Consider the following 21,724-nt stretch of genomic DNA (forward strand, 5'->3'; position numbering starts at 1 on the left):
CATTATAATGCTTTTATTTTATCAGTAAATTTCGGATTCAACTCCAATAACACTTGATTGTCTTATATATAAAGGAAAGATTAGAACGACAACATTGGTCACTTTTGACAAATCAGGCGGGTTTATGCGTTATAACCCTTTCTCAATGAGGTATATGACGGGTACTAGTAAGTGAGATGAATTAACAACAACCATTCTGCTTGAGCGTCATTGCCTGCAATGACGCTCCGCATCAGTAACATCAGCCAAACGGCACTTCGCGCGCCAAAATGCGAGCGATCACGTTAAGCGCGCCTTCGTCATTGTTGCTTTCGGTTCTGTAACGCGACACGGCGCTGACTGGCGCGGCGGCGTTCGCCATTGAGAAGCTGTAGCACGCCTGACGCAGCATTTCGATGTCATTGGCGCTGTCGCCTATTGCCACCACTTCACAATCATCAATGCCCCATTTTTCCTGCAGCAGCGCGATGCCATGCGCTTTGTGGCAGCCGGGAATGATCAAATCCACAAACCCAAAACCACTGGAAACCGGATGCATGATGTTTTCAATCGCGCCCAACTCAGCGTGCAGACGTTCCATCAAGGCATCAACGCCTTCGTGCGCCAGATTCAGCGAGAACTTAAAGATGGTGTCGTCGATATCGTAGAGATTGTCGCGCTTTTCCAGACGATGATAGTGATTCGCCAACATGGCAATCACTTCGTCGGACATTGAGGTGTGCACGTACGCGCCGTTGCGGCCACAGACCACGGTGCTGATGTCCGGCTCTTTGGCGAGGATGTCAAGAATTTGATGCACGCGCTCCTGCGCCAGTTCGCCGCAGAAGATATCTTCATTGCTGTCAGAAACCCAGGCGCCGTTTTCCGCAACAAAAGCGATCTCGTCTTTGATATCAGGAAAGTAGCGCAGCAACTGATAATACTGATTGCCGCTGGCGACCACGAAACGAATGCCCTTCTCTTTCAGCAACGCATACTGACGCGCAAAGCGCTGCGCATTGTATTGTTTGTTGTCATCGAGAAAAGTGCCATCCATATCCACCGCAATCATCTTCACTGCCATTTTGCTCTCCCGTTTGCTCATTCGGCTCTATAAAGGTTTTGTTAAGCTTACTCGCGGTGTGGATTATTGAGAATGTGAATAATGAGTTTGTTAACCGCTTTCAGAGATTTCCAGTCCATCTTTTACTGTAAATCGGCGCCTTTTTCCCTGATCCAGGCACAAAACATCGCCGCCATCTCTTGCGCGTAAGCCTGAATCTCAGCTGGCGTGCGCGGCGATTCGGAAAAATGTTTCCCAACATTGCCCAGCGTACTGTTCAATAAATCTGCGGCGCGCGATCGTTCACTTTCCTCCGAGAGCGGTAATACTTCACGCAGAAAATCGCTGATGACATTTTCACCCGCTGCGCGCGCTTCCTGCACTTCCGGCGCATCACGATACAAAGGTGCGGCGTCATTCAGCGCGGTGCGCATCGCCGCCTCTTCACATTCCGAATGCAAAAACGCCAGTGTGAGATCGTGCAGTCGTTGACGCGGCGTGTTGGCAGTATTGCGCAGAATCACGCCTAGCAAATCGCCGGTGCGTTGCCACTCTTCGCTTTGTAACCGGAAAAGAATAGCCGCCTTATTGGGAAAATATTGATACAGCGATCCAATACTGACGCCCGCGCGTTCCGCCACCCGCGCCGTGGTGAAACGCGCGGCGCCTTCCAGCTCTAAAACCTGAGTAGCCGCCTGCAAAATGGCGGAAACCAGCTCGCTCGAGCGCGCCTGCCTGGGCCTTTTCCTCTGTGAAATCTTAATGTTACGTGGCTCAGTCACTATCATCTCCTGAACACGAATAGTGAAATGCGAATGATTCATCGTATTCTGTTGGCACAGCAAAATCCATTTGTCTGCACGGAGAACAACATGAATACCTTAACCTCTGCGCCACTGGCGCCGCTGCTGAATTACCTGTTTGAACTGGCCGATAATATGGCGCATCCAACCAATAACGCCTTCAGAACCATGACTGACGCCGAACAACATCGCCTGCTACACAGCAAAACCGATTACCTGGAACTTTATGGACATCTAAAAGAGGTGCCGTTAGCGGTATCACGTGAAACCGGCAAGTTGCTGTATATGCTGGCGCGCAGCAGCAATGCCCAAAGCATCGTTGAATTTGGCACCTCATTCGGCATTTCCACGCTGCATCTGGCGGCGGCGCTGCGCGATAACGGCGGCGGTAACATCATCACCTGCGAGTTTGAACCGGGGAAAGTGGCGTTAGCCCGTAACCATTTCGCCGATGCCGGCGTCAGCGATTTGATTGAGGTGCGCGTGGGCGATGCGTTGCAGACATTGAGCCGCGATCTACCGGCCACCATCGATATGCTGGTGCTGGACGGTGCAAAAGCGATTTACCCGGAGATTGTTACGTTGGTGCAGCCGTTTTTGCGTCCCGGCGCGCTGATTGTTGCCGACGATGCCGACTTCAGCCCGGAGTATCTGGAGCTGGTGCACAGTAATCGTGGTTTTATGTCGCTGCCGTTTAACGATGGGGTTGAGGTGTCGATGTGGGTTGGGAATGTGTAATTATGAAGGTCGCCAGGAATGGCGACCTGACTAATCAGTTGAACCATGGCTGGAACGGGTCGGGGAATTCCACCCAGTTATCGGGTCCGAGCGCCATTTCCTGATCGGTTAACAGTGCCTCTTCCAGTTTGCTTCGCAGCGCGTTTTCATCCATTTCTATGCCGATAAACACCAGTTCCTGTCGCGCGTCGCCGCTGCCGTCAACCCAGTTCTCTAAGATGTAGCCAAGGTTATCCGCATCTTCCGGCCAGCGATCTTTTGGCACGCTGGCCCACCACAGGCCGGCTAAACCCTGACGCGATACGCCGCCTGCCTGCGACCATGAACCGGCATGACGCGGACGGCTGGCGAGCCAGAAGTAGCCTTTGGAACGCACCACGCCGTGCATCTCATTTTCAATGAAGTGAGCAAAGCGCATCGGATGGAATGGACGACGCGCGCGGAACACGAAGTTACGAATGCCGTACTCTTCGGTCTCGGGCGTGTGTTCTCCACGCAACTCCTGCAGCCAGCCCGGCGCCTGCGCGGCGGCGTCAAAATCAAACAAACCGGTGTTGAGCACCTGCTCCAATCCCACTTTGCCGAATTCAGAGGTGATAATGTTGGCGCGCGGATTGAGCGACGTCAGGATCGCCATCAGCCGCGCTTTTTCCGTCTCGTTAATCAGGTCGGTTTTGTTAAGAATCAGTACATCACAGAACTCGATTTGATCGACCAGCAAATCCACCACCGTGCGCTCATCCTCAGCACCCAATGATTCTCCGCGCGACTGAATGCTCTCATTCGATTCATAGTCACGCAGGAAGTTAAAGCCATCGACCACCGTCACCATGGTGTCGAGCGAGGCAACTTCAGACAGACTCTGCCCCTCTTCATCGGCGAAGGTGAAGGTCTCCGCCACCGGCAACGGTTCAGAAATGCCGGTCGATTCGATCACCAAATTATCGAAGCGACCATCTTTCGCCAGACGATTGACCTCCAGCAGCAAATCTTCACGCAATGTGCAGCAGATGCAGCCGTTACTCATTTCCACCAGCTTTTCGTCGGTGCGCGACAGCTCTGCCCCGCCCTCGCGCACCAGCGCGGCATCGATATTCACTTCCGACATATCATTGACGATCACCGCCACACGACGGCCTTCGCGGTTATTGAGAATATGATTGAGCAGCGTGGTTTTACCTGCGCCGAGAAAGCCGGAAAGCACGGTGACGGGAAGTTTTTTGAAACCATCCTGATTTTGGGTTAATGCTGACATAGCAACTCCTCTGAATGACAAGGTTCACAAGACGTATAGGCATACGCGCAATGGTGTTTTTAGTTATGTTATAACATAACAATTAACGTTGTCATTGAGGAATGTTGATGGAGCGGATTGGTCGCCATGAATGGCGACCTTACGGCGAACGGGGAAAACCTGCGATTACTGGTTGTCGGGATAACTCAAATCGATGGCGTTATCCGGCAACGTGGTGAAATTTTTAACGATGGTGCGGAAATCCGCGTTCGGTTTGAGATCGGCAAACTGCTGCGGATAGAGATCTTTCGCCAGAATTTCCATGCCGATGATGTTGTACGGATGATTATAGAAGTGGTGGTAAACGCCATACACGCGGCCCTGTTTCACCGGCTCGATCTGCGCCAGGCCGGTGCGCTTCAGCAGCGTCTGGAAGGTGGCTTTCACTTCTTCCGGCTGCACGCCATAACCAAACGGCAACACATTGGCGTTTGGACGTTTCGATCCGGTCATGATGTAGACATCCGGTTTCATGGCGATGATTTTTTCCAGCGCCACAAATCCGGCATTGCCCGGCAGCAGTTCAGAGCCGATATTTTTGCCGCCTACCGCTTCCACCAATCCGCCCCAGCCATTGTGGCTGTGCGTAAAGCAGCAGTTGTCGCTATTCCCGGCTATCGGCTCGATAAACACCGTTGGCTTCTCTTTTACTTGCGCCACGCCTTGGGTGATGCGCGCGAATTTCTGCTGATAGAAATCGGTATAAGCCCTGGCCTGGCTTTCGCGGTTCAGCACTTTACCAAGCAGCGTCACGCTCGGCGCGGTGTTCTGCGCGGGATGCAGTTCATAATCCAGGAACACCACCGGGATATGCAGATTTTGCAAGGTGCTGAGCACGCCCGATTGCTGTAACGCCGGTTTGGCGCGCAGTTGCGCAATCATCAAATCAGGTTTCTGCGCCAGCACGCTTTCGAGATTGACCTGGCCCTGATCGTTAAAACCCATATCGACGATTTTCGTCGCTTCCGGCCAGCGCCCTTTCAGTACATCCCAGGTTTGCGTGTCCTGCTTTTTCGGCAGATTATTCCACGCCACCACGCGCTTAAACGGATCGTCGCGATCCAGCAGCGCCAGCGTAAGAATGTCGCGCCCATCCTGCAATATGATGTGCTGCGGCTCTTTGTTGATGGTTTGCGTGTTGCCGTCCATATCGGTGACGGTCAGCGGATACGTGGAGGCAGCCGCCGCCGTTGAAGCCAGTAATCCCATTGCCAAAAGCAGGCGCGTTTTCATGCCAAAACTCCGTGGTAAAAAGAATAGTTATTATTATCAATTACCTTAACACAACCTTAAGTGGCGAGAATAAACGCCACTTCAATCAGTTGTAACAGAGTTTTATGCGGATGATGTTAGGTGAAATCAGAGAGTTTTTGTCCGGAAGTGATCAGTTCCTGCAGCAGCATCTGGCGACGCTCCTGCGGCGTATCGCGGCTGACCATAAAACAGATTGCCGCCACCGCCTGACCGCTGCGTGAACGGATCGGCGCCGCCATACAGCAGGTGAAGCTTTCAGATAATCCTTCCGTCATGCAGTAACCGAGTTTTCCAGCGTGATGAATTTCATCAAGAAACGCCTGCTTATCGAGGATCTGGCCGCTGGCGAGGCGATAATCCTCTTCCGGGATCAGATCCAGAATCGCGCTGTCCGACCAGTTACTCAGCAGCAAACGCCCGGTCGCGGTCCAGGTAATCGGCACACGCACGCCGATATCCGAAGTGATTTTGAACGGATGCGCATTGCTCTCAGAAAGCACCACGGTGTATTTGTTGCCCTCCAGCATGCAGAGCTGCACGGTTTCACCGTGGCGCGCCACAATCTCCACCATGAGTTGATGCGCCCGACGGATCAGATCGTTATGCGCCATATAATCCGCACCGTAATAGTGCATCTCACGGCCAAAGAACACTGCGCCTTCGGCATCCAGCTCCACCAAACCGGCTTCACTTAGCAGGCTGACTAATTCATAGATGCTGGAACGGGGTGCGCCGGTGGCGTCGATCAACGCGCGCATCGACATCGGCTGACGTGCGCTGTGCAACTGCCGAAAGATTTCAATAACCCGGTCAACTCCGCGCGCCCGCGAGGATTTTTCGTCCGGCATAAACTCACTCCTTGATGGCATGGGTACAACAGCTAAAGGCAATGAAAGAAGGGCATGATACACCGCGCATCGGCTTTTACCCATCCCGGATTAAATAAATATTAATTACCTGCCATTAATTAGCACGATCAATTTTGGTGCCTCATTATGGCGCAATACGCTCACTCAACGTTTATAAAACTACGATAACGATCACACTCCAATATAAACACAGACAAAAGTTAATTTTATTTTGCGATCCCGACGACATCACAAAAAATTAAATCGCTGTGCACATATTGCAAAAGAAAAATTCCTGTGCAAATCTTGCCCTATCCAGTATTGCAGATAGCAGTCTGGTATATCAGACAACACAGTAAGCAGATTTTCGCTGCAACAGGAGCAGAAAGGGATGACGATTAAACGTTATGGCGTAGAAGGCGGAACCGGTACCGGCGGGCAGAAACTGCCGTTTTCCCGCGCGGTGGAAGCCGATGGCTGGCTCTACATCTCCGGCCAAACGCCGATGCGCGACGGTGAAGTGGTGGAAGGTGGCATCATCGAACAGACGCAGCTGGCGTTCGAAAACTGTCTCACCATCATGCGCGAAGCCGGTTATCGCGTCGAGGATGTGGTACATGTCACGGCGGTATTAACTGATGCGCGTTATTTCAGTTCATTTAATAAAGTATTCAGTGAGATATTTAGCGGAAATCCCCCGGCGCGTATTTGTAGCGTGCAGGATTTAGTCGTCGACTGCAAAGTCGAAGTCGATATGAAATGCTTCCGCGCCGATCGTAAATAAATATTACGGTTAAAACAGGCTGGCGAATGTTTACTTTCTCCGCCCACACCAGGACAGCCTGTTATTAATTGATGCCTTTCTATTTTGCTGTGAAATAACGGTATTACACCGTCTCGTCAAAATTTCTAAAGAGAGCATAACAATGAAGACAACATCGCTAAAAGTGAGCCTCCACGCGCTAGCTGGCGCGCTGGTATTACTGACGCTGGCGGGCTGTACGCCAACCGAAGAGAAAAAAGAAGCGGGCGCCGCGCCGCAATCAGCGCTGCAAACCGTGTTGCAACGTGGCGCGCTGCGCGTCGGTGACTGCCTGAGTTTCGCTCCGTTCGGTTTTTACGATAAAGACGGTAACCCGGACGGCTACGATGTTGATCTCGCCAAAGCGCTGGCCAAAGAGATGGGCGTGAAACTGGAAATGGTCAACACCACCAGCGCCAACCGCATTCCTAATCTGCAAACCAATAAAGTGGATGTGGTGTTCTGCAACTTCACCCGCAATCTGGAACGCGCCAAAGAGATCGGCTTCACCAACCCGTATGTGGTGGCGAGTGAAGCGATGCTGGTGCGCAAGAACAGCGGCATCCAGTCCGCACACGATATGGGCGGCAAAACCATCGCCACGGTGAAAGGCTCGACCAACGGTGACGAAGTGCGCAACCTGGGCATTGACGTGAAGATTCAGGAGTACGACTCATCGCAGGCTGCCATCCTCGCGGTGAAACAGGGCCAGGCTGATGCGATGATCGAGGATAACAACTTCCTCGCCTATCAGGCCAAGCTCGACCCAACGTTAACCGTGACCAATGAAGCGCTGGTGCCGCTGGAATACAACGCCTTTGGCGTGAAGCAGGGCGATCAGGTCTGGACCAACTACCTCAACGAATTCCTGTTTGAAATTAACGCCTCCGGTGAAAACGCCCAGCTGTATCAGAAATGGTTCGGCAACAAACCGCGTTACCCGCTGAATCCGCAATATTGATCCCCACGCGGCGCGACAACTGCTGCTGCGCCGCCCGAAGGAGCAGAACCATGAGTTATCAATGGCTAACCCTGTGGCGCTACGCCGACACTTTTCTTGCCGCCGCGTGGCTCACCTTGCAAGTGACATTGCTGGCGTTTGCGCTGGCGGTGGCGCTCGGTTTGCTCTCGGCGCTGGCGAAAGCGTCGCCGCTGGCCCCGCTGCGCTGGATCAGTCACTGCTACGTTGAGTTCATCCGCAACACGCCGGTGCTGCTGCAGATCTTCATCATCTTTTTTGGTCTGCCGTCGCTCGGCATCACCATGAGCGCCTTTACCGCTGGCGTGCTGGCGCTGGGGATTAACGTCGGTGCCTACCTGTCCGAAACCTTCCGCGCAGGCATTCAATCGGTGCCGAAAGGCCAGCTAGAAGCCGCATGGGTGCTGGGCATTCCCCGTCGTCAGGTGTTTCTCACCGTGGTGCTGCCGCAGGCGGCGCGCGCGGTGTGGCCCGCCATTATCAACAACCTGATTCAGCTGCTGCTCGGCACCTCTTTGCTGTCAGCGATTGCGCTGCCTGAACTGACCGGCACCGCCACAGTGATTAATGCGCGCACGCTGCTGTATATCCAGACATTTAGCGTCGTTGCCCTGGTCTATCTGGTGCTGAGCAACCTGCTCTCCTGGCTGGGAACGATGGCAGGACGGCGCATGTTCCACCCGCCGCTGGTGACCCCGGTAAAAAAGTCCGCCTGGTGGTGGGCAAGAAAATGGCTGACTAATCCAGTGAAACGGGAGAACGCGCTATGAACGAGTTAATCATTAGTTCGTTACCGATTCTGCTAAAAGGGCTCGGTATCACGCTGCTGCTGTCGGTGGCCGCGATCATTGGCAGCACGCTGCTGGGCTTGCTGGCGGCGGTGTTGCGCACCAGCCGCTTGCCCGTTCTGAAGCAGATTGCGGTGATCTACACCGAGCTGTTTCGCGGCACGCCGGTGCTGATCACGCTGATGTTCATCTACTTCGGCGTCGCCTATTTCGGCTATGACATCAACCTGTTTGCCGCCGGTATTCTTGGCCTGAGCATCTATCAGGGCGCGTATATCGCGGAAGTGTTCCGCGCCGGCATCGAAGCGGTGCCAAAAGGCCAGTGGGAAGTGTCATGGATTTTGGGCCTGTCGAAGCGTCAGACCTTTATGAGCGTGATCCTGCCGCAAACGCGCGGCATCGTGCTGCCGCCGCTGGCGGGTCAGTATCTTTCCCTGATCAAAGACACCTCGATCGTCAGCATGATCGGCATGTCCGAACTGATGCATCAGGGCCAGGCGATTGTCGATCGCATCGGTCAGCCGGTGGTGGTTTACGGTCTGGTCGCCCTGCTCTACTTCGCCGTCTGCTTCCCGCTTTCCCGTTGGGTTCAACATCATCAAACCAGGAGCCAAATCTCATGAGCAAATCCGCTATTACCTTAAGCCGGATAACCAAATCATTTGGCGCAACCCAGGTGCTGAAAGAGATCAGCCTGGATGTTTCACCGGGCGAAGTGCTGGTGCTGATTGGCGCATCCGGCTCTGGCAAAAGTACCGTGCTGCGCATCATGAGCGGGCTGGAAGTGGCCGACGGCGGTGAAGTGTGGGTCAACGACGTGCCGCTGCACCAACGCAAGCGCGCCAGCGAAATCTGCGGTCACGTTGGCATGGTGTTCCAGCAGTTCAACCTGTTCCCGCACAAAACCGCGCTCGGCAACGTCACGCTGGCGCTAATCAAAGCGCAAAAGCTGTCGGAAGCCGAAGCCAATAAACGCGGCATGGCGGCGCTGACGCGCGTCGGACTGGCCGAGCGCGCGCATCACTATCCGGCGCAGCTTTCCAGTGGTCAGCAGCAGCGCGTGGCGATTGCCCGTGCGCTGGCGGTAGAACCGAAAATTATGTTCTTCGATGAAGCTACCTCGGCGCTGGACCCAGAACTGGTAGGCGAAGTCATGGAAGTAATGCGCAGCCTGGCGCGTGAAGGCATGACGATGGTGGTGGTGACACACGAAATGGGCTTCGCGCGCAAAACCGCTGACCGCGTGGTGTTTATGGATCAGGGCGTGATTGCCGAACAAGGTTCGCCCGAGCAGATTTTCGTCAATCCACAAAACCCGCGCACGCAGCAGTTTTTATCGCGCGTACTTGAGCACTAACAGGAGGATCTATGTCGATTCGCTTTCCGCTGCAGGCGGATGGATTACTGGATGCGCAGCAAACCGCGCCACGTTTTAAATCGGTTGCCGGAGCCGGCGAGTCGCCGCTGGCTCTCGGCACGGCAGTGCTGAGCAGCGATCAGGTGTTTTCGCCGCTGATGATCATGAAACAGTCGGCGCTGGAGAACAATCTGCGCCAGCTGGCAGACTTCTGCCGCGAAAACGGCGTGATGCTGGCCGCGCACGGGAAAACCTCGATGTCGCCTGCCGTTCTGCGCCGCGCGATTAGCGCAGGCGGCGCGTGGGGTTTAGGTGCCGCCACGCCCGCGCAGGTGCGCGCGCTGCGTCAGTTCGGTATCCGCAATGTGTTTCTCGCCAACGAGTTGGTCGATCCGGCGGGTATTCGCTGGATTGCGCAATGGCAGCAGCAGCATCCCGATCATGGCTTCCTGTGCTACGTCGATTCGCTGCAAGGCGTGAAGCTGTTGGCGCAGAACCTCGGCGACAGCCAGATTTCGGTGCTGCTGGAGATGTCTGTCAGCGGCGGCCGCACCGGTTGTCGTTCTCAGCAAGATGCGCTGGCGATTGCCGAAGCGATCGCCGCCTGCCCGGCGCTCAAGCTGGTGGGCGTGGCCGGTTATGAAGGCGCGCTCGGTGCAGGCCGCGATGAAAGCGGCATTCAGCGTGTGAAAGATTACTGCCAGATGATGATCGCTACCGCTGAATTGCTGGCGGAAAAGCAGCTGTTTGCCAGCGACCACATCATCCTCAGCGCCGGTGGCGGCGCCTGGTTTGATGTGGTGACAGCGTGCTTCACCGCGGCGAAACTGCCGCTGCCGATGACGCCGCTGATCCGCTCCGGCGCCTATATGGCGCACGACAGCGGACTCTATGCACGCATCGCACCCTTTGCTCAGCCGGGCGCAACGCATCATTTTGCTGCCGCGCTGGAGATTTGGGGCCGCGTGTTGTCGCGTCCGGAGCCGGGCCTGGCATTCGTCGATTTTGGCCGCCGCGATGTCCCGTTCGATCAGGATCTGCCGAATCCGCTGTGGATCCGCAACGCCGATGGCAGCGCCCCACGTGCGGTGACGCATTTGCGTATCAGTGATGTGAACGATCAGCATGCTTATCTGTTATTGCCGGAGGATGAGCCGCTGCAGGTAGGCGATTGGGTCGGCTGCGGTATTTCGCATCCTTGTACCGCTTTTGATAAATGGCGCTATCTGCCGCTGGTGGATGATGATTATTGCGTCACAGATTCACTGGAAACAGCGTTTTGATGGGTAATTAATCGGTGGTCGTAGCGGCGCAATTTATTGCGCGATAAATCGCGCCGCTACGGAATGGTGCATCTGTTGTAGCGGCGCAATTTATTACATCAACGCCAACCCAACTCCGGTGCAACGTGGGTCAAAATGCTCTCAATGACGTGCGTACAGTAATCCACGCCTAACTGATTCGGGATGGTCAGCAACAGCGTATCCGCTTCGGCAATCCCTTCGTCCTGCGCCAGCTGTTTGATCAACTGATCCGGCTCGGCGGCATAACTGCGACCAAAGATGGCGCGGGTTTTCTCGTCGAGGAAACCCACCGAATCCCGATCCTGTCCACTGCGACCAAAGTACGCGCGGTCGGTGTCATTGGTCAGCGCAAAAATGCTGCGGCTCACCGAAACACGTGGCGTACGCTGATGGCCCGCCGCTTCCCACGCCTGACGATAAGCACGAATCTGCTTCGCCTGCTGCACGTGGAACGGTTCGCCGGTTTCATCATCTTTCAGGGTGGAGCTTTGCAGGTTCATGCCCTGCTGCGCCGCCCAGATAGATGTCGCGTTGGAGCCAGAACCCCACCAGATACGCTCACGCAAACCGGCCGAGAACGGCTCAGGACGCAGCAAGCCCGGTGGATTGGGGAACATCGGCTGCGGATTCGGTTTAGCAAAACCTTCACCGCGCAGCACTTCCAACAGTTCCTCGGTATGGCGACGGCCCATATCGGCATCGCTCTCACCGTTTTGCGGATCAAAGCCAAAGTAGCGATAGCCTTCGATAACCTGCTCCGGCGAGCCACGGCTCAGGCCGAGCTGCAGACGACCGTTAGAAATCAGATCCGCCGCACCGGCATCTTCCGCCATATACAGCGGGTTTTCGTAGCGCATGTCGATCACGCCGGTACCAATTTCAATCTTTTTGGTGCGCGCACCGACCGCCGCCAGCAGCGGGAACGGTGAGCTCAACTGACGCGCAAAGTGGTGCACGCGGAAGTAAGCGCCATCGGCACCCAACTCTTCGGCGGCGACGGCTAAATCAATCGATTGCAGCAGTACGTCCTGCGCCGAACGGGTGGCGGATTGTGATGATGGGGTCCAGTGACCAAAAGATAAGAAGCCAATCTTTTTCATGCTGAAATTCTCCTCGTGAGCCGCGCCGGCTCGAACGTTTTCAATGCAGCAAGGTTACGCCACAGACGAGGTGACTGATAGCCAATAGATTTCGCGCGCTTCATCAACTTTTTTGCATAACTAAGAAAAAGAGATTCTTTGTGTTCATCACGGTGATCAATCATCGTCAAAAGCCTAATCACTGTTTACGGGTTCGGCTTCACCATGAGTAAAGGGACATCCGCCTATCTCAGTGCGCAACAGCGTGACTTAGTGCATCAACTGGCGCGCAGCTGGCTGTGGCGCAGCGAATTGCCAACGTGGCTATTGTTGGTGGCGGTGTACAGCGGTTGGTTCGCCAGCGTTGTCTATTGGCAAACGTTGGGGTTAACGCTGAGCACGCTGCTGCTGATCCTGTTTACCACCTGGTATATGTCGCTGCAGCACGAGTTGATTCACGGCCACCCGACGCGTTTTCCCCGTTTCAACCAGCTGTTCGGCACGCTGCCGCTGGCGGTGTGGTATCCGTATGGCTTATACCGGGACTCGCATCTGGCGCATCACCGCAACCACACGCTGACCGATCCCGATGAAGATCCGGAAACCTACTACCTTTCGCCTGAGCGCTGGGCGCAACTCAAGCCGTGGCAGCAGCAGGTGATTCATCTGCGCAACACCTTTCCCGGACGTTTGCTGATCGGCCCGCTGCTGGATATGGGCGCGACCCTCAAAACCCTGGTGCATGCCTTTATTCAACGCGATAAACCAGCGATGGCGATGTGGATTATTCATCTCACCTTACTGAGCGGGCTGTTTTACTGGATGACGCTGCACGGCTTCTCGCCGCTGTGGTTGGTGCTGACGGTGAGTTATCCTGCGCTGATGCTGACCAAAGTACGATCCTTCTACGAGCATCGTGCCGACGAGGAGCCGCTGGCGCGCTCGGTCAATAACGAAGCCGCGTTGCCGTGGCGTTTGCTGTTCCTCAATCTCAACTATCATTCTGTACATCACGATCTGCCCGGTTTGCCGTGGTACGGATTACGCAAAGTCTATTTGCTGTATCGCGATGGTTATCACCAGCGTAACCACGGTTTTCGCGTCGCCGGTTATGGCGAATGGATAACCCGCTTCTGGCGCAAATCGGTCGAGGTTAATGCCCATCCGGGTACGCAAAAGGATGCACAGGATGCCCACTCTTTCGTTACCGATGTACGACATCAACCATCAGGCGACTCTCGGCCTGACCTCAGCGCTAACGACGCTGTTGCAACAACGCGGCGTGCCAGCTGAAGTGAGCTGGCCGCAGGATTTACTGCCGCACTGGCGCGATGACCGGCTGCTGCTGAGCCAAACCTGTGGTTATCCGTTGGTGGAGCTGCTGCCCGATGTGCAGCTGGTTGGCACCTTCCTCTCCAGCGCCCAGGGCTGCGACGGCCAGCGCTATCGCAGCTGGCTGGTAGTGCGCAGCGCAGATGAGAACCTGACGCTAAGCGACTTTCGCGGACGGCGCGCGGTGTGCAACAGCAACGATTCCCACTCCGGTTTCAACTCGCTGCGCTACGTGATTGCGCCGCTGGCGCAGGACGGGACATTCTTCAGCGCAACCCGCTTCAGCGGCAGCCATCGTCAGTCGCTGGCGGCGTTGCGCGCGGGCGAGGCGGATATCGCGGCGATTGATTGCATCACCTGGGCGCTGCTGCGCCGCAATTTCCCGCAGGAGCTGGCGGGGCTGGAGATCATCGGCGAAACACCGCTGTGCGCCGCGCTGCCGCTGATTACGTCAGCCAAAACCGATGCAGCAACCCTCGAGAAATTGCGCAGTGCGTTGAGCGAACTGACCAGCGATAAGCGTTATCAGGATCTGTTAGCGGAGAGTTTGATTAGTGGATTCAGCGTGAGCGATCGGGCGTTTTATGACGAAGTGCGGGAGTGGAAAGATCGCGCCGCCGCTCTGGGCGTGACGGCGTTGTAATGTTCAACATTGCGCAATAAATTGCGCCGCTACGAACATGTGCATCTGGCCGTAGCGGCGCGATTCATCGCGCTGTTTTAATCTTCATGCCACCTGCTGGCTACTACGCTGCACGGCGAACTGGTTTTCCGGCTCGGGCAAGCCGAGGTTTTCACGCAGCGTCTCGCCTTCATACTCTTTGCGATAAATACCCCGCGCCTGCAACAGCGGAATCACCTGCGCCACAAAATCATCAAACGCCGTTGGCGTACCGCCACGTACGATAAAACCGTCGGTTGCGCCCTGCAGGAACCAGTTTGCCAGCCCTTCGGCAACCTGCTGCGCCGTACCCAGGAAAGTCGGACGCGGCGTCGCTTCTTCCAGTGCCGCCTGGCGCAGCGTTAAGCCACGTTCGCGCGCGTTCTGTTTGATCTTGTCGGTGGTGCTGCGGAAGCTGTTGCTGCCCAGCTCGCCAATGTCCGGGAAAGCTTCATCCAGCGCGTACTGGCTGAAATCGTGATGCTCGAAGTAGCGACCAAGATACTCCAGCGCTTTATCGATGGTCACCAGCTCGGCGGTTTGCTGATAGCGGCGCTCGGCATCCTGTTCCGTTTCGCCAATAATCACGCTGATGCCCTGGAACACACGGATATCATCGGCATCGCGCCCGCGTGCCACCAGCCGGCGGCGCACGTCTTCACGAAATTCGCGCGCCTGCTCCAGCGTTTCCTGGCGCGTATAAATGGCATCGGCGGCTTCGGCGGCAAAGGCTTTGCCCGCTTCCGACGCGCCCGCCTGGAACACAATCGGGCGGCCCTGCGGCGAGCGACCGACGTTGAGCGGTCCCTGCACCGAGAAGTAATGTCCTTTATGATTTAGCGTATGCAGCTTGTCGGCGGCGAAGAATTCTCCGCTCTGTTTGTCGCGCACAAAGGCATCGCCTTCCCACGAATCCCACAGCCCTTTCACCACCTGCAAATATTCGCTGGCAACGCGGTAACGCTCGTCGTGTTCTGGATGGGTGCTGCGCGAGAAGTTTTTCGCCGATCCTTCCAGCGGCGAAGTCACCACGTTCCAGCCGACGCGACCGCCGCTCAGATGATCGAGGCTGGCGAACTGGCGCGCCACGGTAAACGGCTCGCTGTAGGAGGTGGAAAGCGTAGCGACCAGACCGATTTTTTGGGTCACCAGCGACAGCGCCGACAGCAAGGTGATCGGCTCAAAACGGTTGAGGAAGTGCGGGATCGACTGCGGCGTGATGTACAAGCCATCGGCGACAAACAGGAAATCGATCTTCGCCTGCTCAGCTTTACGCGCCAGATCAAGCACGTAATCGATGTTAATGCTGGCATCCGCCACCGCATCGGGATGACGCCATGCCGACATGTTGCCGGATACGCCCTGAATAATCGCGCCCAGCCGCAGCTGGCGTTGTGTCTGACTCATTCTGCTCTCCTTAGTATGCGTTCGCGGGCTGCCAGTCAGGGATGACCGGCAGCGCCTGTAACAGTTTTTGCGTCCACGGATGCTGCGGCGCGGCGAACACTTGCTGCAGCGCCCCGCTCTCCACCACTTGCCCGTTCTGCATCACCAGCACGCGATCCGCCAGATGCTGGATCACGCCGAGATCGTGAGAGATAAACAGCAGTGCGGTGCCGTGTTCGGCCTGCATATCGGCCAGCAGATCCAGCACCTGCGCCTGCACCGATACATCGAGCGCGCTGACCGGTTCATCGGCCACCAGCAGCGCCGGATTCGGTGCAAAGGCGCGCGCAATCGCCACGCGCTGACGCTGGCCGCCGGACAGCTGTTGCGGATAGCGCTGCAGGAAGCGGTCGCCGAGCTGCACTTCATCCAGCAGTTGACGCACGCGCTGACGGCGCGCATCGCCGTAAATTCCGGCGCTGTCGAGGCTTTCGCCGATAATTTTCTCCACCGTGTAGCGCGGATCGAATGAGCTGAACGGGTCCTGCGCGATCAGCTGCAAACGCGCACGCCGGGCGCGGCGCGCTTTCTCCGGCAGACGATCCCAGCGCTCACCTTCCAGCAGCAGCGTGCCGCTGTCCGGTTCGGTTAAGCCCATCACCACTTTCACCAGCGAGGTTTTGCCGGAGCCGGATTCGCCGACCACGCCAAGCGTCTCTCCGGCGTGCAGCGTGAAGTTGATGTCGTTGAGCACCAGGCGATCGCCATAGGCTTTATGCAGGCCGATGCCTTCCAGCAACGGTGCGCTGCTGGGTGTCGGGCGCGGCGGCAGCGGCGTCGGTTCAGCCGCGCTCAGGCGCAGACCGCGCGTGGCGGGCGTTGGCACCGCGCGCAGCAGGCGCTGCGTCCAGGCGTGTTGCGGACGATGGAGCAGCGGGCCGCTGTTGCCCTGCTCCACCACTTCGCCATCGCGCATCACCAGCACGCGATCCGCCAGTTCCGCCACCACCGCCAAATCGTGGCTGATCAGCAGCAGGCCATGGCCGTCGCGGCGGCGCTGCGCCAGCAGTTGCAGAATCTGGCGCTGCACCGTCATATCCAGCGCGGTGGTCGGTTCATCGGCGATCAATAAGGTTGGCGTACCGGCCAGCGCGGTAGCAATTAACGCACGCTGGCGCTGGCCGCCCGAGAGCTGATGCGGATAGCGTTCGAGGCGGCTTTCGGCATCGTGAATGCCCGCCGCCTTCAGCAGTGCGAGGCTTTTGTCCTGCAAATTGTTGCGATGACCGGCGGCGCTAAGGGCATCACTCAGCTGCTGACCAATGCGGCGCAGCGGATCGAGCGACACCAACGCGTCCTGCAACACATAGCCAATGCGGCGACCGCGCAGCGCGCGCCAGTCGCTGCGGCTGGCGTGGCGCATATCGCGCCCGTCGATGGTGAAACGGTCGGCGGTTAATACTGCGCCCTCCGGCAGCAGGCCAAGCAGGCTGCGCGCGGTCAGGGTTTTGCCGGAACCGGATTCCCCGACCAGCGCCACGGATTCGCCCGCCGCGACCTGCAGGTTGAGGTTTTTCACCACCTGCTGCGGCCCGAAACGAATCGAGAGATTCTGGATATCAATAAACGGCTGGCTCATGCGGATCGTCCTTCAAAACGTGCCTGCCAGTAACGACCCAGCGTATTCACCGCAATCACCGTCAGCGTGATAAACACGCCCGGCCACACGGCGATCCACCATGCGTTACGCAGATAATTGCGTCCTTCCGCCAGCATCAGGCCCCATTCGGCGGTCGGTGGCTGCGGCCCCATGCCGAGGAAACTCAGTCCGGCGGTACCGATAATCGCGGTGCCGAGCCCCAGCGTGGCCAGCGCCGGCACCTGCGCAATGGCGTGCGGCAAAATGTGGCGCGTGATCAGCGTGAAGCGTGACAGGCCAAAGGTACGCGCCTGCTCAACGTAGCCGGAGGTCATCACGCTGTAGGTTTGTGCCCGCACCACGCGGGCAAAACGCGGCACCGACGCAACGCCGAGCGCGATAATCAGGTTGTTGGTGCCGGGCCCGGTAAAGGCGATCAGCATCAGCGCTAGCAGCAGATCGGGAAAGGCGGAAATCACATCCACCGCGCGGCTCAACAGCTCATCAACCACGCCACGCGCCAGCGCCGCCACCAATCCCAGCAAAGTGCCAAACACCACCGCCAGCGCCATCGCCGCCACGCTGATCAGTAGCGAATAGCGGCTGCCGTAGATCACGCGCGTCAGCAGATCGCGTCCCAGCTGATCGGTGCCTAACCAATGCTGCGCCGACGGCGGCAGCTGCGCGTTAACCGGATCGGCCAGCAGCGGATCGCTGTGCGCTAGCCACTGCGGCGCGATCACCGCTAGTGCCAATACAATGAGAAACAGAATCGCTGCCCACACCGCGGCGGGCAGCGTAACCGGAAAGCGTTGCAGCACGGCAATCATGATTTGCTCTCCCCGCGCAGACGCGGATCAATCCACAGCGACAGGATGTCAACCAGGGTGCTCATTACCACGTAGATTAGTGCCGAGAGAATCGCTACCGCCAGCACCACCGGCAGATCCTGCGCCAGCACCGCATCGACGGTCAGTTTGCCAAGGCCGGGACGACCAAATACCTGTTCAGTAATCACCGCGCCGCTCAGCAATCCGCCCACCAGCCAGCCGGTTAACGTGACGGCAGGCAGCGCCGCATGACGCAGCGCGTGGCGCAGACGAAGGGTGGTTTCCCCCACGCCCCATGCGCGCAGCGTGAGGGTGAATGGCGCATCCAGCGCGCGCTCCAGCTCGCGGCGCAGCAGTTGAGCGATCACCGCGCCCTGCGCCAGACCGAGCGCCAGCGCCGGTAGCACCAGCGACGATAGCGAGCGATCGCCCGCCACCGGGAACCAGCGCAGCGTAAAGCTGAAAATAAACAGCAGTACAATGCCCATCCAGAAAGAGGGCGTGGAGGCCAGCAGCAGCTCGACACCGTTAGCCACGCGGCGACCAATGCGACGATGCGCGGTGCCGACGGCAATCACCACCGCAAAAATAATGCTGACCAGCAGCGCCGCCAGCGTCAGTTTGATGGTGGGCCACAGCTGCGTGGCCAGCAGATGGCTGACTTCAGTGTTGAGCATGTAAGAACGGCCAAAATCGCCGTGCAGCACGCGCCACATATAGTGCAGATATTGCCACCACAGCGGTTCGTTCAGGCCCCATTCGGCGCGGATCGCCGCCTCAATGGCTGGCGTACGCAACTGCTCACCGATCAGCAGGCTGACGATATCGCCCGGCGCCAGATGCACGCCGAGAAAGGCCAGCGAAACCGCCGCCCACAGCACCAGAACGCCGCCCAGCAGGCGGCTGACGATGCGGCGTGTCAGGTCGCTGCGCCACACCGATGGCCGACGCGCGCGTGGCGTGCGGGTGACAATGCTTTCCAGACTCATCTTCGCCTCCTGTTAGTGGTCGCTGATCCAGATGTCGTACGCGTTCTCCGGCATCTGTTTAAAACTGCGGAAACCGGCACCGTGCACGTAGCTGGCGGTGGCGATCTGGTCTTCTGGTTCATACAGCGGGATCGCCAGCGCCTGCTGTCGCAGCGCGTATTGCTGCAGCTGGCTGTAGAATTTACGGCGCTGATTAATATCCAGCGTCGCTGCCGCCTGATCGAGCCAGCCGTTAATTTGCGGGCTGTTGACGCGGCTGTAGTTAATCGGCCCGCCAGCTTTTACCGGGCGATAGTGGTTTTCGATATCGATGCCGTCGGTTTCGGTATTCGAGTTAGCAATCGAGCCGAAGTGGCCGGTGTTGCGCACCTCGGTGTAGGTGCCAGAATCGACGTAGCGCAGTTTGATCTCCACGCCGAGACGCTGGCGCGCCTGCGCCTGAATCGCCTGCAGCAGCACATCGCGTTGATCGCGCACCGTTGCCTGCGCCTGAATCACTTCAATGCTCAGACGCTGGCCGTCTTTGGTGCGGAAACCGTCGCTGTCGCGCGTTTGCCAGCCCGCTTCATCCAGCAGCTGGTTGGCGGCAGCGGGATTGTTACCATACTGACCTTCGAGATCGTTGTTGTAGAGCGGATCGACCGGCGAAGTAATCCCCCACGCGCGGGTGCGTTCGCCGCGATACACCGACTTCAGCAGCGGATCGATATCCAGCCCTTGTAGTAACGCCTGACGCACGTTCACATCCTGCGTCGGGCCGTATTCCACATTAAGGAACAGTGAATATGGCGTGCCGGTATTCAGCGCGTGCTGATAAGTGAAGTCTGGATTGTCTTTGAATTCACCGGCGTCATTGCCGGAAATCCCTTCAATCGCGTCCAGCTGCCCGGACAGCAGCGCGCCGGTACGCACCGAGGATTCCGGCAGGAAGCGATAGGTCACGCGTTCCAGATAGGCCGGGCCTTGATGCTTAGCGGTGGCGGGCGCCCAGTTGTAGTGCGGGTTGCGTACGAATGTCACCTGCTGGCCTTTTTCGTAGCTCTCGATAATAAACGGCCCGGTGCCCGCAATCTCTTTGCCACCGGCTTTCAGCTGCGGCGAGTTCCAGCTGGCCGGTGCCAGAATCTGCAATTTGGCGGCGAACGACAGGAACGGCGAATAGCCCTGCTTCAGTGTGATGGTGACGGTGTGATCGTCTGGCGTCGCCACGCTGGCAATTCTCGCGCCCAATGCGCAGATGCTGCTGCCGGCGCAATACTTTGCATCCTGCACATGGCGGAAATTCTCGGCCACCGCATTGGCATCCAGCTTCTCGCCGTTGGAAAAGGTGACGTCGCGGCGCAGGCTAAAGCGATACGCTTTGCCGTCCGGACTGACCTCATAACTTTCTGCCAGCCAGGGTACGAAACTGCCGTCGGTTCGACGCGCCAGCAGCGATTCCCACACGTTACGCAGCGTCACTTCCGCTTTGGATTGCCCATTCAGCTGCGGGTTAAACGGCACGGGTTCAGTTTCGACGCCGAGGGTTAAGCTGCCGCCGCTGCGCGGTTGCTCAGCGGCAAAAAGAGATGCGCTTCCCAGCAGGCAGGTCACACCCAGCGCGAGAGTGATTGAATTCGCTTTCATAAGATCCTTGGTGGTTGCAGGTGCTTTTTTAGTTATTCAGGCGATTTTGGCGATGGGTTGATCGGCTGGCGGGTTGAATTCCTTTTTCAGAAACACCAGCGCTTCGCCTAATGGATTGGTGCGGTGATGGAACGGTTGATAACCGCGACGCAGATAGAGCTCGCTCAGCCATGGATGCTTGGTGGCGGTGGCGAGATAGACGCCCGGCGCTTTCAGCGTCTCTTTCAGCAGGGTTTCTTCGGCGTAGGTGATGATGTCGCGGCCGTAGCCCTGCCCTTTGTAATCAGGGTCGACGGCGAACCAGTGGATAAACGGCAGCGACGAAGGCGCATGTTCATCCTGCTGCCACGGAAAACGCACCGTGACGGTCGCCACCGCGCGTTTCCATTTGCGTAGCACCAGCACGGTTTCCTGCTCGATGACGCGGCGCACCTGCTCGACGTTGCCCTGTGAAATGGTGAAATGCACATCCAGCGCCACCAGCGCAGCATAGGCGCGTTGCAACAGCGCAAATATTTCTTCCGCATCGTCGGGCTTGGCAACTTCAATTAGCTGACACATGGTGACCATTTCCTTATTCAATCCTGCCGAAAGTATTAAAATCCGGCGGATTAAAGTAAACCGAGAATAACGGCAATCGATTTGTTGAATATGGGAAATGGTATTTTATTGCGATGCAATAATGCCCACGGAAATAAAACTCTCGTAGGGTCGCCATTAATGGAGTAATGACTGTCAGTTAAGCAAGCATTTTGCTTTGAACAGGTAGCAGGCTCTGACACATCTGCTGCGTCACGGGCCGTCCTCGCGCCGCTTACGCGGTACCTTCGGCTTCAACGTTGTGCCAAACGGACCGTTCGCGGATCGGCCGTCCTGGCCGGCCCCGAACTGCCTCACGCATCCCTGCGTGAGGCTCCTGGCCCAACGTAAAAGCCTCAGCGCTGCGGATAGCCCTTTTGCCGCAGCAGACGCG

21 protein-coding genes are annotated in these 21,724 nt (G+C 57.2%); 9 read left to right on the forward strand and 12 right to left on the reverse strand.

Translation table 11 applies throughout. The features are described from left to right. Positions 1-241: 241 nt before the first annotated feature. Both ACVLVH_RS03425 and ACVLVH_RS03430 read right to left on the reverse strand, forming a co-directional pair. A complete protein-coding gene (locus tag ACVLVH_RS03425; RefSeq protein ID WP_498948728.1) occupies positions 242-1,063 on the reverse strand; it encodes a Cof-type HAD-IIB family hydrolase in 822 nt (273 codons plus the stop codon). 122 nt (positions 1,064-1,185) lie between these two features. Beyond that, positions 1,186-1,824, reverse strand: coding sequence for a TetR/AcrR family transcriptional regulator (locus ACVLVH_RS03430; RefSeq protein ID WP_370581464.1), 639 nt, complete (start codon positions 1,822-1,824; stop codon positions 1,186-1,188). Between the two features lie 90 nt (positions 1,825-1,914). On the opposite strand from ACVLVH_RS03430, the gene ACVLVH_RS03435 reads away from it, so the two are divergent. Next, positions 1,915-2,583, forward strand: coding sequence for an O-methyltransferase (locus ACVLVH_RS03435; RefSeq protein WP_192414624.1), 669 nt, complete (start codon positions 1,915-1,917; stop codon positions 2,581-2,583). Positions 2,584-2,617: 34 nt separating this feature from the next. Here the strand turns inward: ACVLVH_RS03435 and zigA are convergent, their stop codons facing one another. The 3 genes from zigA to ACVLVH_RS03450 all read right to left on the reverse strand — a co-directional run bounded on the left by zigA (position 2,618) and on the right by ACVLVH_RS03450 (position 5,979). Beyond that, positions 2,618-3,838, reverse strand: coding sequence for a zinc metallochaperone GTPase ZigA (gene zigA / locus ACVLVH_RS03440; protein WP_192414626.1), 1,221 nt, complete (start codon positions 3,836-3,838; stop codon positions 2,618-2,620). A gap of 165 nt (positions 3,839-4,003) precedes the next feature. Continuing rightward, positions 4,004-5,110, reverse strand: a complete 1,107-nt coding sequence (locus ACVLVH_RS03445) for an ABC transporter substrate-binding protein (RefSeq protein WP_192414628.1) — start codon at positions 5,108-5,110, stop codon at positions 4,004-4,006. 116 nt (positions 5,111-5,226) lie between these two features. Beyond that, on the reverse strand, positions 5,227-5,979 hold the full coding sequence (locus ACVLVH_RS03450) for an IclR family transcriptional regulator (protein WP_192414630.1): 753 nt from the start codon (positions 5,977-5,979) through the stop codon (positions 5,227-5,229). 391 nt (positions 5,980-6,370) lie between these two features. Here ACVLVH_RS03450 and ACVLVH_RS03455 point away from each other — a divergent pair, with 391 nt between their 5' ends. From ACVLVH_RS03455 to ACVLVH_RS03480, 6 genes are all read left to right on the forward strand, one after another. Next, positions 6,371-6,763, forward strand: coding sequence for a RidA family protein (locus tag ACVLVH_RS03455; protein WP_061718984.1), 393 nt, complete (start codon positions 6,371-6,373; stop codon positions 6,761-6,763). Positions 6,764-6,905: 142 nt separating this feature from the next. After that, positions 6,906-7,742: an ABC transporter substrate-binding protein gene (locus tag ACVLVH_RS03460; protein WP_462063199.1), complete on the forward strand. Its 837-nt coding sequence runs from the start codon at positions 6,906-6,908 to the stop codon at positions 7,740-7,742. 50 nt (positions 7,743-7,792) lie between these two features. Beyond that, entirely contained in the window at positions 7,793-8,530 is a 738-nt protein-coding gene (locus ACVLVH_RS03465; RefSeq protein ID WP_192414632.1) for an amino acid ABC transporter permease, read from the forward strand. Further along, positions 8,527-9,171: an amino acid ABC transporter permease gene (locus tag ACVLVH_RS03470; protein WP_154156654.1), complete on the forward strand. Its 645-nt coding sequence runs from the start codon at positions 8,527-8,529 to the stop codon at positions 9,169-9,171. The genes ACVLVH_RS03465 and ACVLVH_RS03470 overlap by 4 nt, the downstream gene beginning before the upstream one ends. Beyond that, positions 9,168-9,905, forward strand: a complete 738-nt coding sequence (locus ACVLVH_RS03475; protein WP_498948732.1) for an amino acid ABC transporter ATP-binding protein — start codon at positions 9,168-9,170, stop codon at positions 9,903-9,905. Before ACVLVH_RS03470 ends, ACVLVH_RS03475 begins: the two co-directional genes overlap by 4 nt. A gap of 11 nt (positions 9,906-9,916) precedes the next feature. Next, a complete protein-coding gene (locus tag ACVLVH_RS03480) occupies positions 9,917-11,188 on the forward strand; it encodes an alanine racemase (protein ID WP_498948734.1) in 1,272 nt (423 codons plus the stop codon). A 98-nt stretch (positions 11,189-11,286) separates the two neighbouring features. Here the strand turns inward: ACVLVH_RS03480 and ACVLVH_RS03485 are convergent, their stop codons facing one another. Beyond that, positions 11,287-12,309 carry an LLM class flavin-dependent oxidoreductase gene (locus ACVLVH_RS03485; protein ID WP_462063201.1) on the reverse strand — a complete coding sequence of 341 codons (1,023 nt, stop codon included), beginning with the start codon at positions 12,307-12,309 and terminating at the stop codon, positions 11,287-11,289. Between the two features lie 204 nt (positions 12,310-12,513). Here ACVLVH_RS03485 and ACVLVH_RS03490 point away from each other — a divergent pair, with 204 nt between their 5' ends. Both ACVLVH_RS03490 and ACVLVH_RS03495 read left to right on the forward strand, forming a co-directional pair. Continuing rightward, positions 12,514-13,581: a fatty acid desaturase gene (locus ACVLVH_RS03490; RefSeq protein WP_498948735.1), complete on the forward strand. Its 1,068-nt coding sequence runs from the start codon at positions 12,514-12,516 to the stop codon at positions 13,579-13,581. Further along, entirely contained in the window at positions 13,478-14,263 is a 786-nt protein-coding gene (locus ACVLVH_RS03495) for a phosphate/phosphite/phosphonate ABC transporter substrate-binding protein (RefSeq protein WP_370581465.1), read from the forward strand. The genes ACVLVH_RS03490 and ACVLVH_RS03495 overlap by 104 nt, the downstream gene beginning before the upstream one ends. Positions 14,264-14,347: 84 nt before the next feature. Here ACVLVH_RS03495 and ACVLVH_RS03500 read toward each other — a convergent pair whose 3' ends face one another. From ACVLVH_RS03500 to ACVLVH_RS03525, 6 genes are read right to left on the reverse strand one after another with little or no spacing between them, the layout of a single operon-like run. Then, complete coding sequence (locus tag ACVLVH_RS03500; protein WP_192414645.1) at positions 14,348-15,688, reverse strand: LLM class flavin-dependent oxidoreductase; 1,341 nt, start codon at positions 15,686-15,688, stop codon at positions 14,348-14,350. A 10-nt stretch (positions 15,689-15,698) separates the two neighbouring features. After that, complete coding sequence (locus tag ACVLVH_RS03505; protein ID WP_192414647.1) at positions 15,699-17,306, reverse strand: dipeptide ABC transporter ATP-binding protein; 1,608 nt, start codon at positions 17,304-17,306, stop codon at positions 15,699-15,701. Continuing rightward, positions 17,303-18,136, reverse strand: coding sequence for an ABC transporter permease (locus ACVLVH_RS03510; RefSeq protein ID WP_192414649.1), 834 nt, complete (start codon positions 18,134-18,136; stop codon positions 17,303-17,305). Before ACVLVH_RS03510 ends, ACVLVH_RS03505 begins: the two co-directional genes overlap by 4 nt. Then, on the reverse strand, positions 18,133-19,125 hold the full coding sequence (locus tag ACVLVH_RS03515) for an ABC transporter permease (protein WP_192235352.1): 993 nt from the start codon (positions 19,123-19,125) through the stop codon (positions 18,133-18,135). Before ACVLVH_RS03515 ends, ACVLVH_RS03510 begins: the two co-directional genes overlap by 4 nt. A 12-nt stretch (positions 19,126-19,137) precedes the next feature. Beyond that, complete coding sequence (locus ACVLVH_RS03520) at positions 19,138-20,751, reverse strand: ABC transporter substrate-binding protein (protein WP_498948738.1); 1,614 nt, start codon at positions 20,749-20,751, stop codon at positions 19,138-19,140. A 36-nt stretch (positions 20,752-20,787) separates the two neighbouring features. After that, positions 20,788-21,312 carry a GNAT family N-acetyltransferase gene (locus tag ACVLVH_RS03525; protein WP_498948740.1) on the reverse strand — a complete coding sequence of 175 codons (525 nt, stop codon included), beginning with the start codon at positions 21,310-21,312 and terminating at the stop codon, positions 20,788-20,790. Between the last annotated feature and the right edge of the window lie 412 nt (positions 21,313-21,724).

It is taken from the genome of Kluyvera sp. 1366 (genome assembly GCF_054823405.1).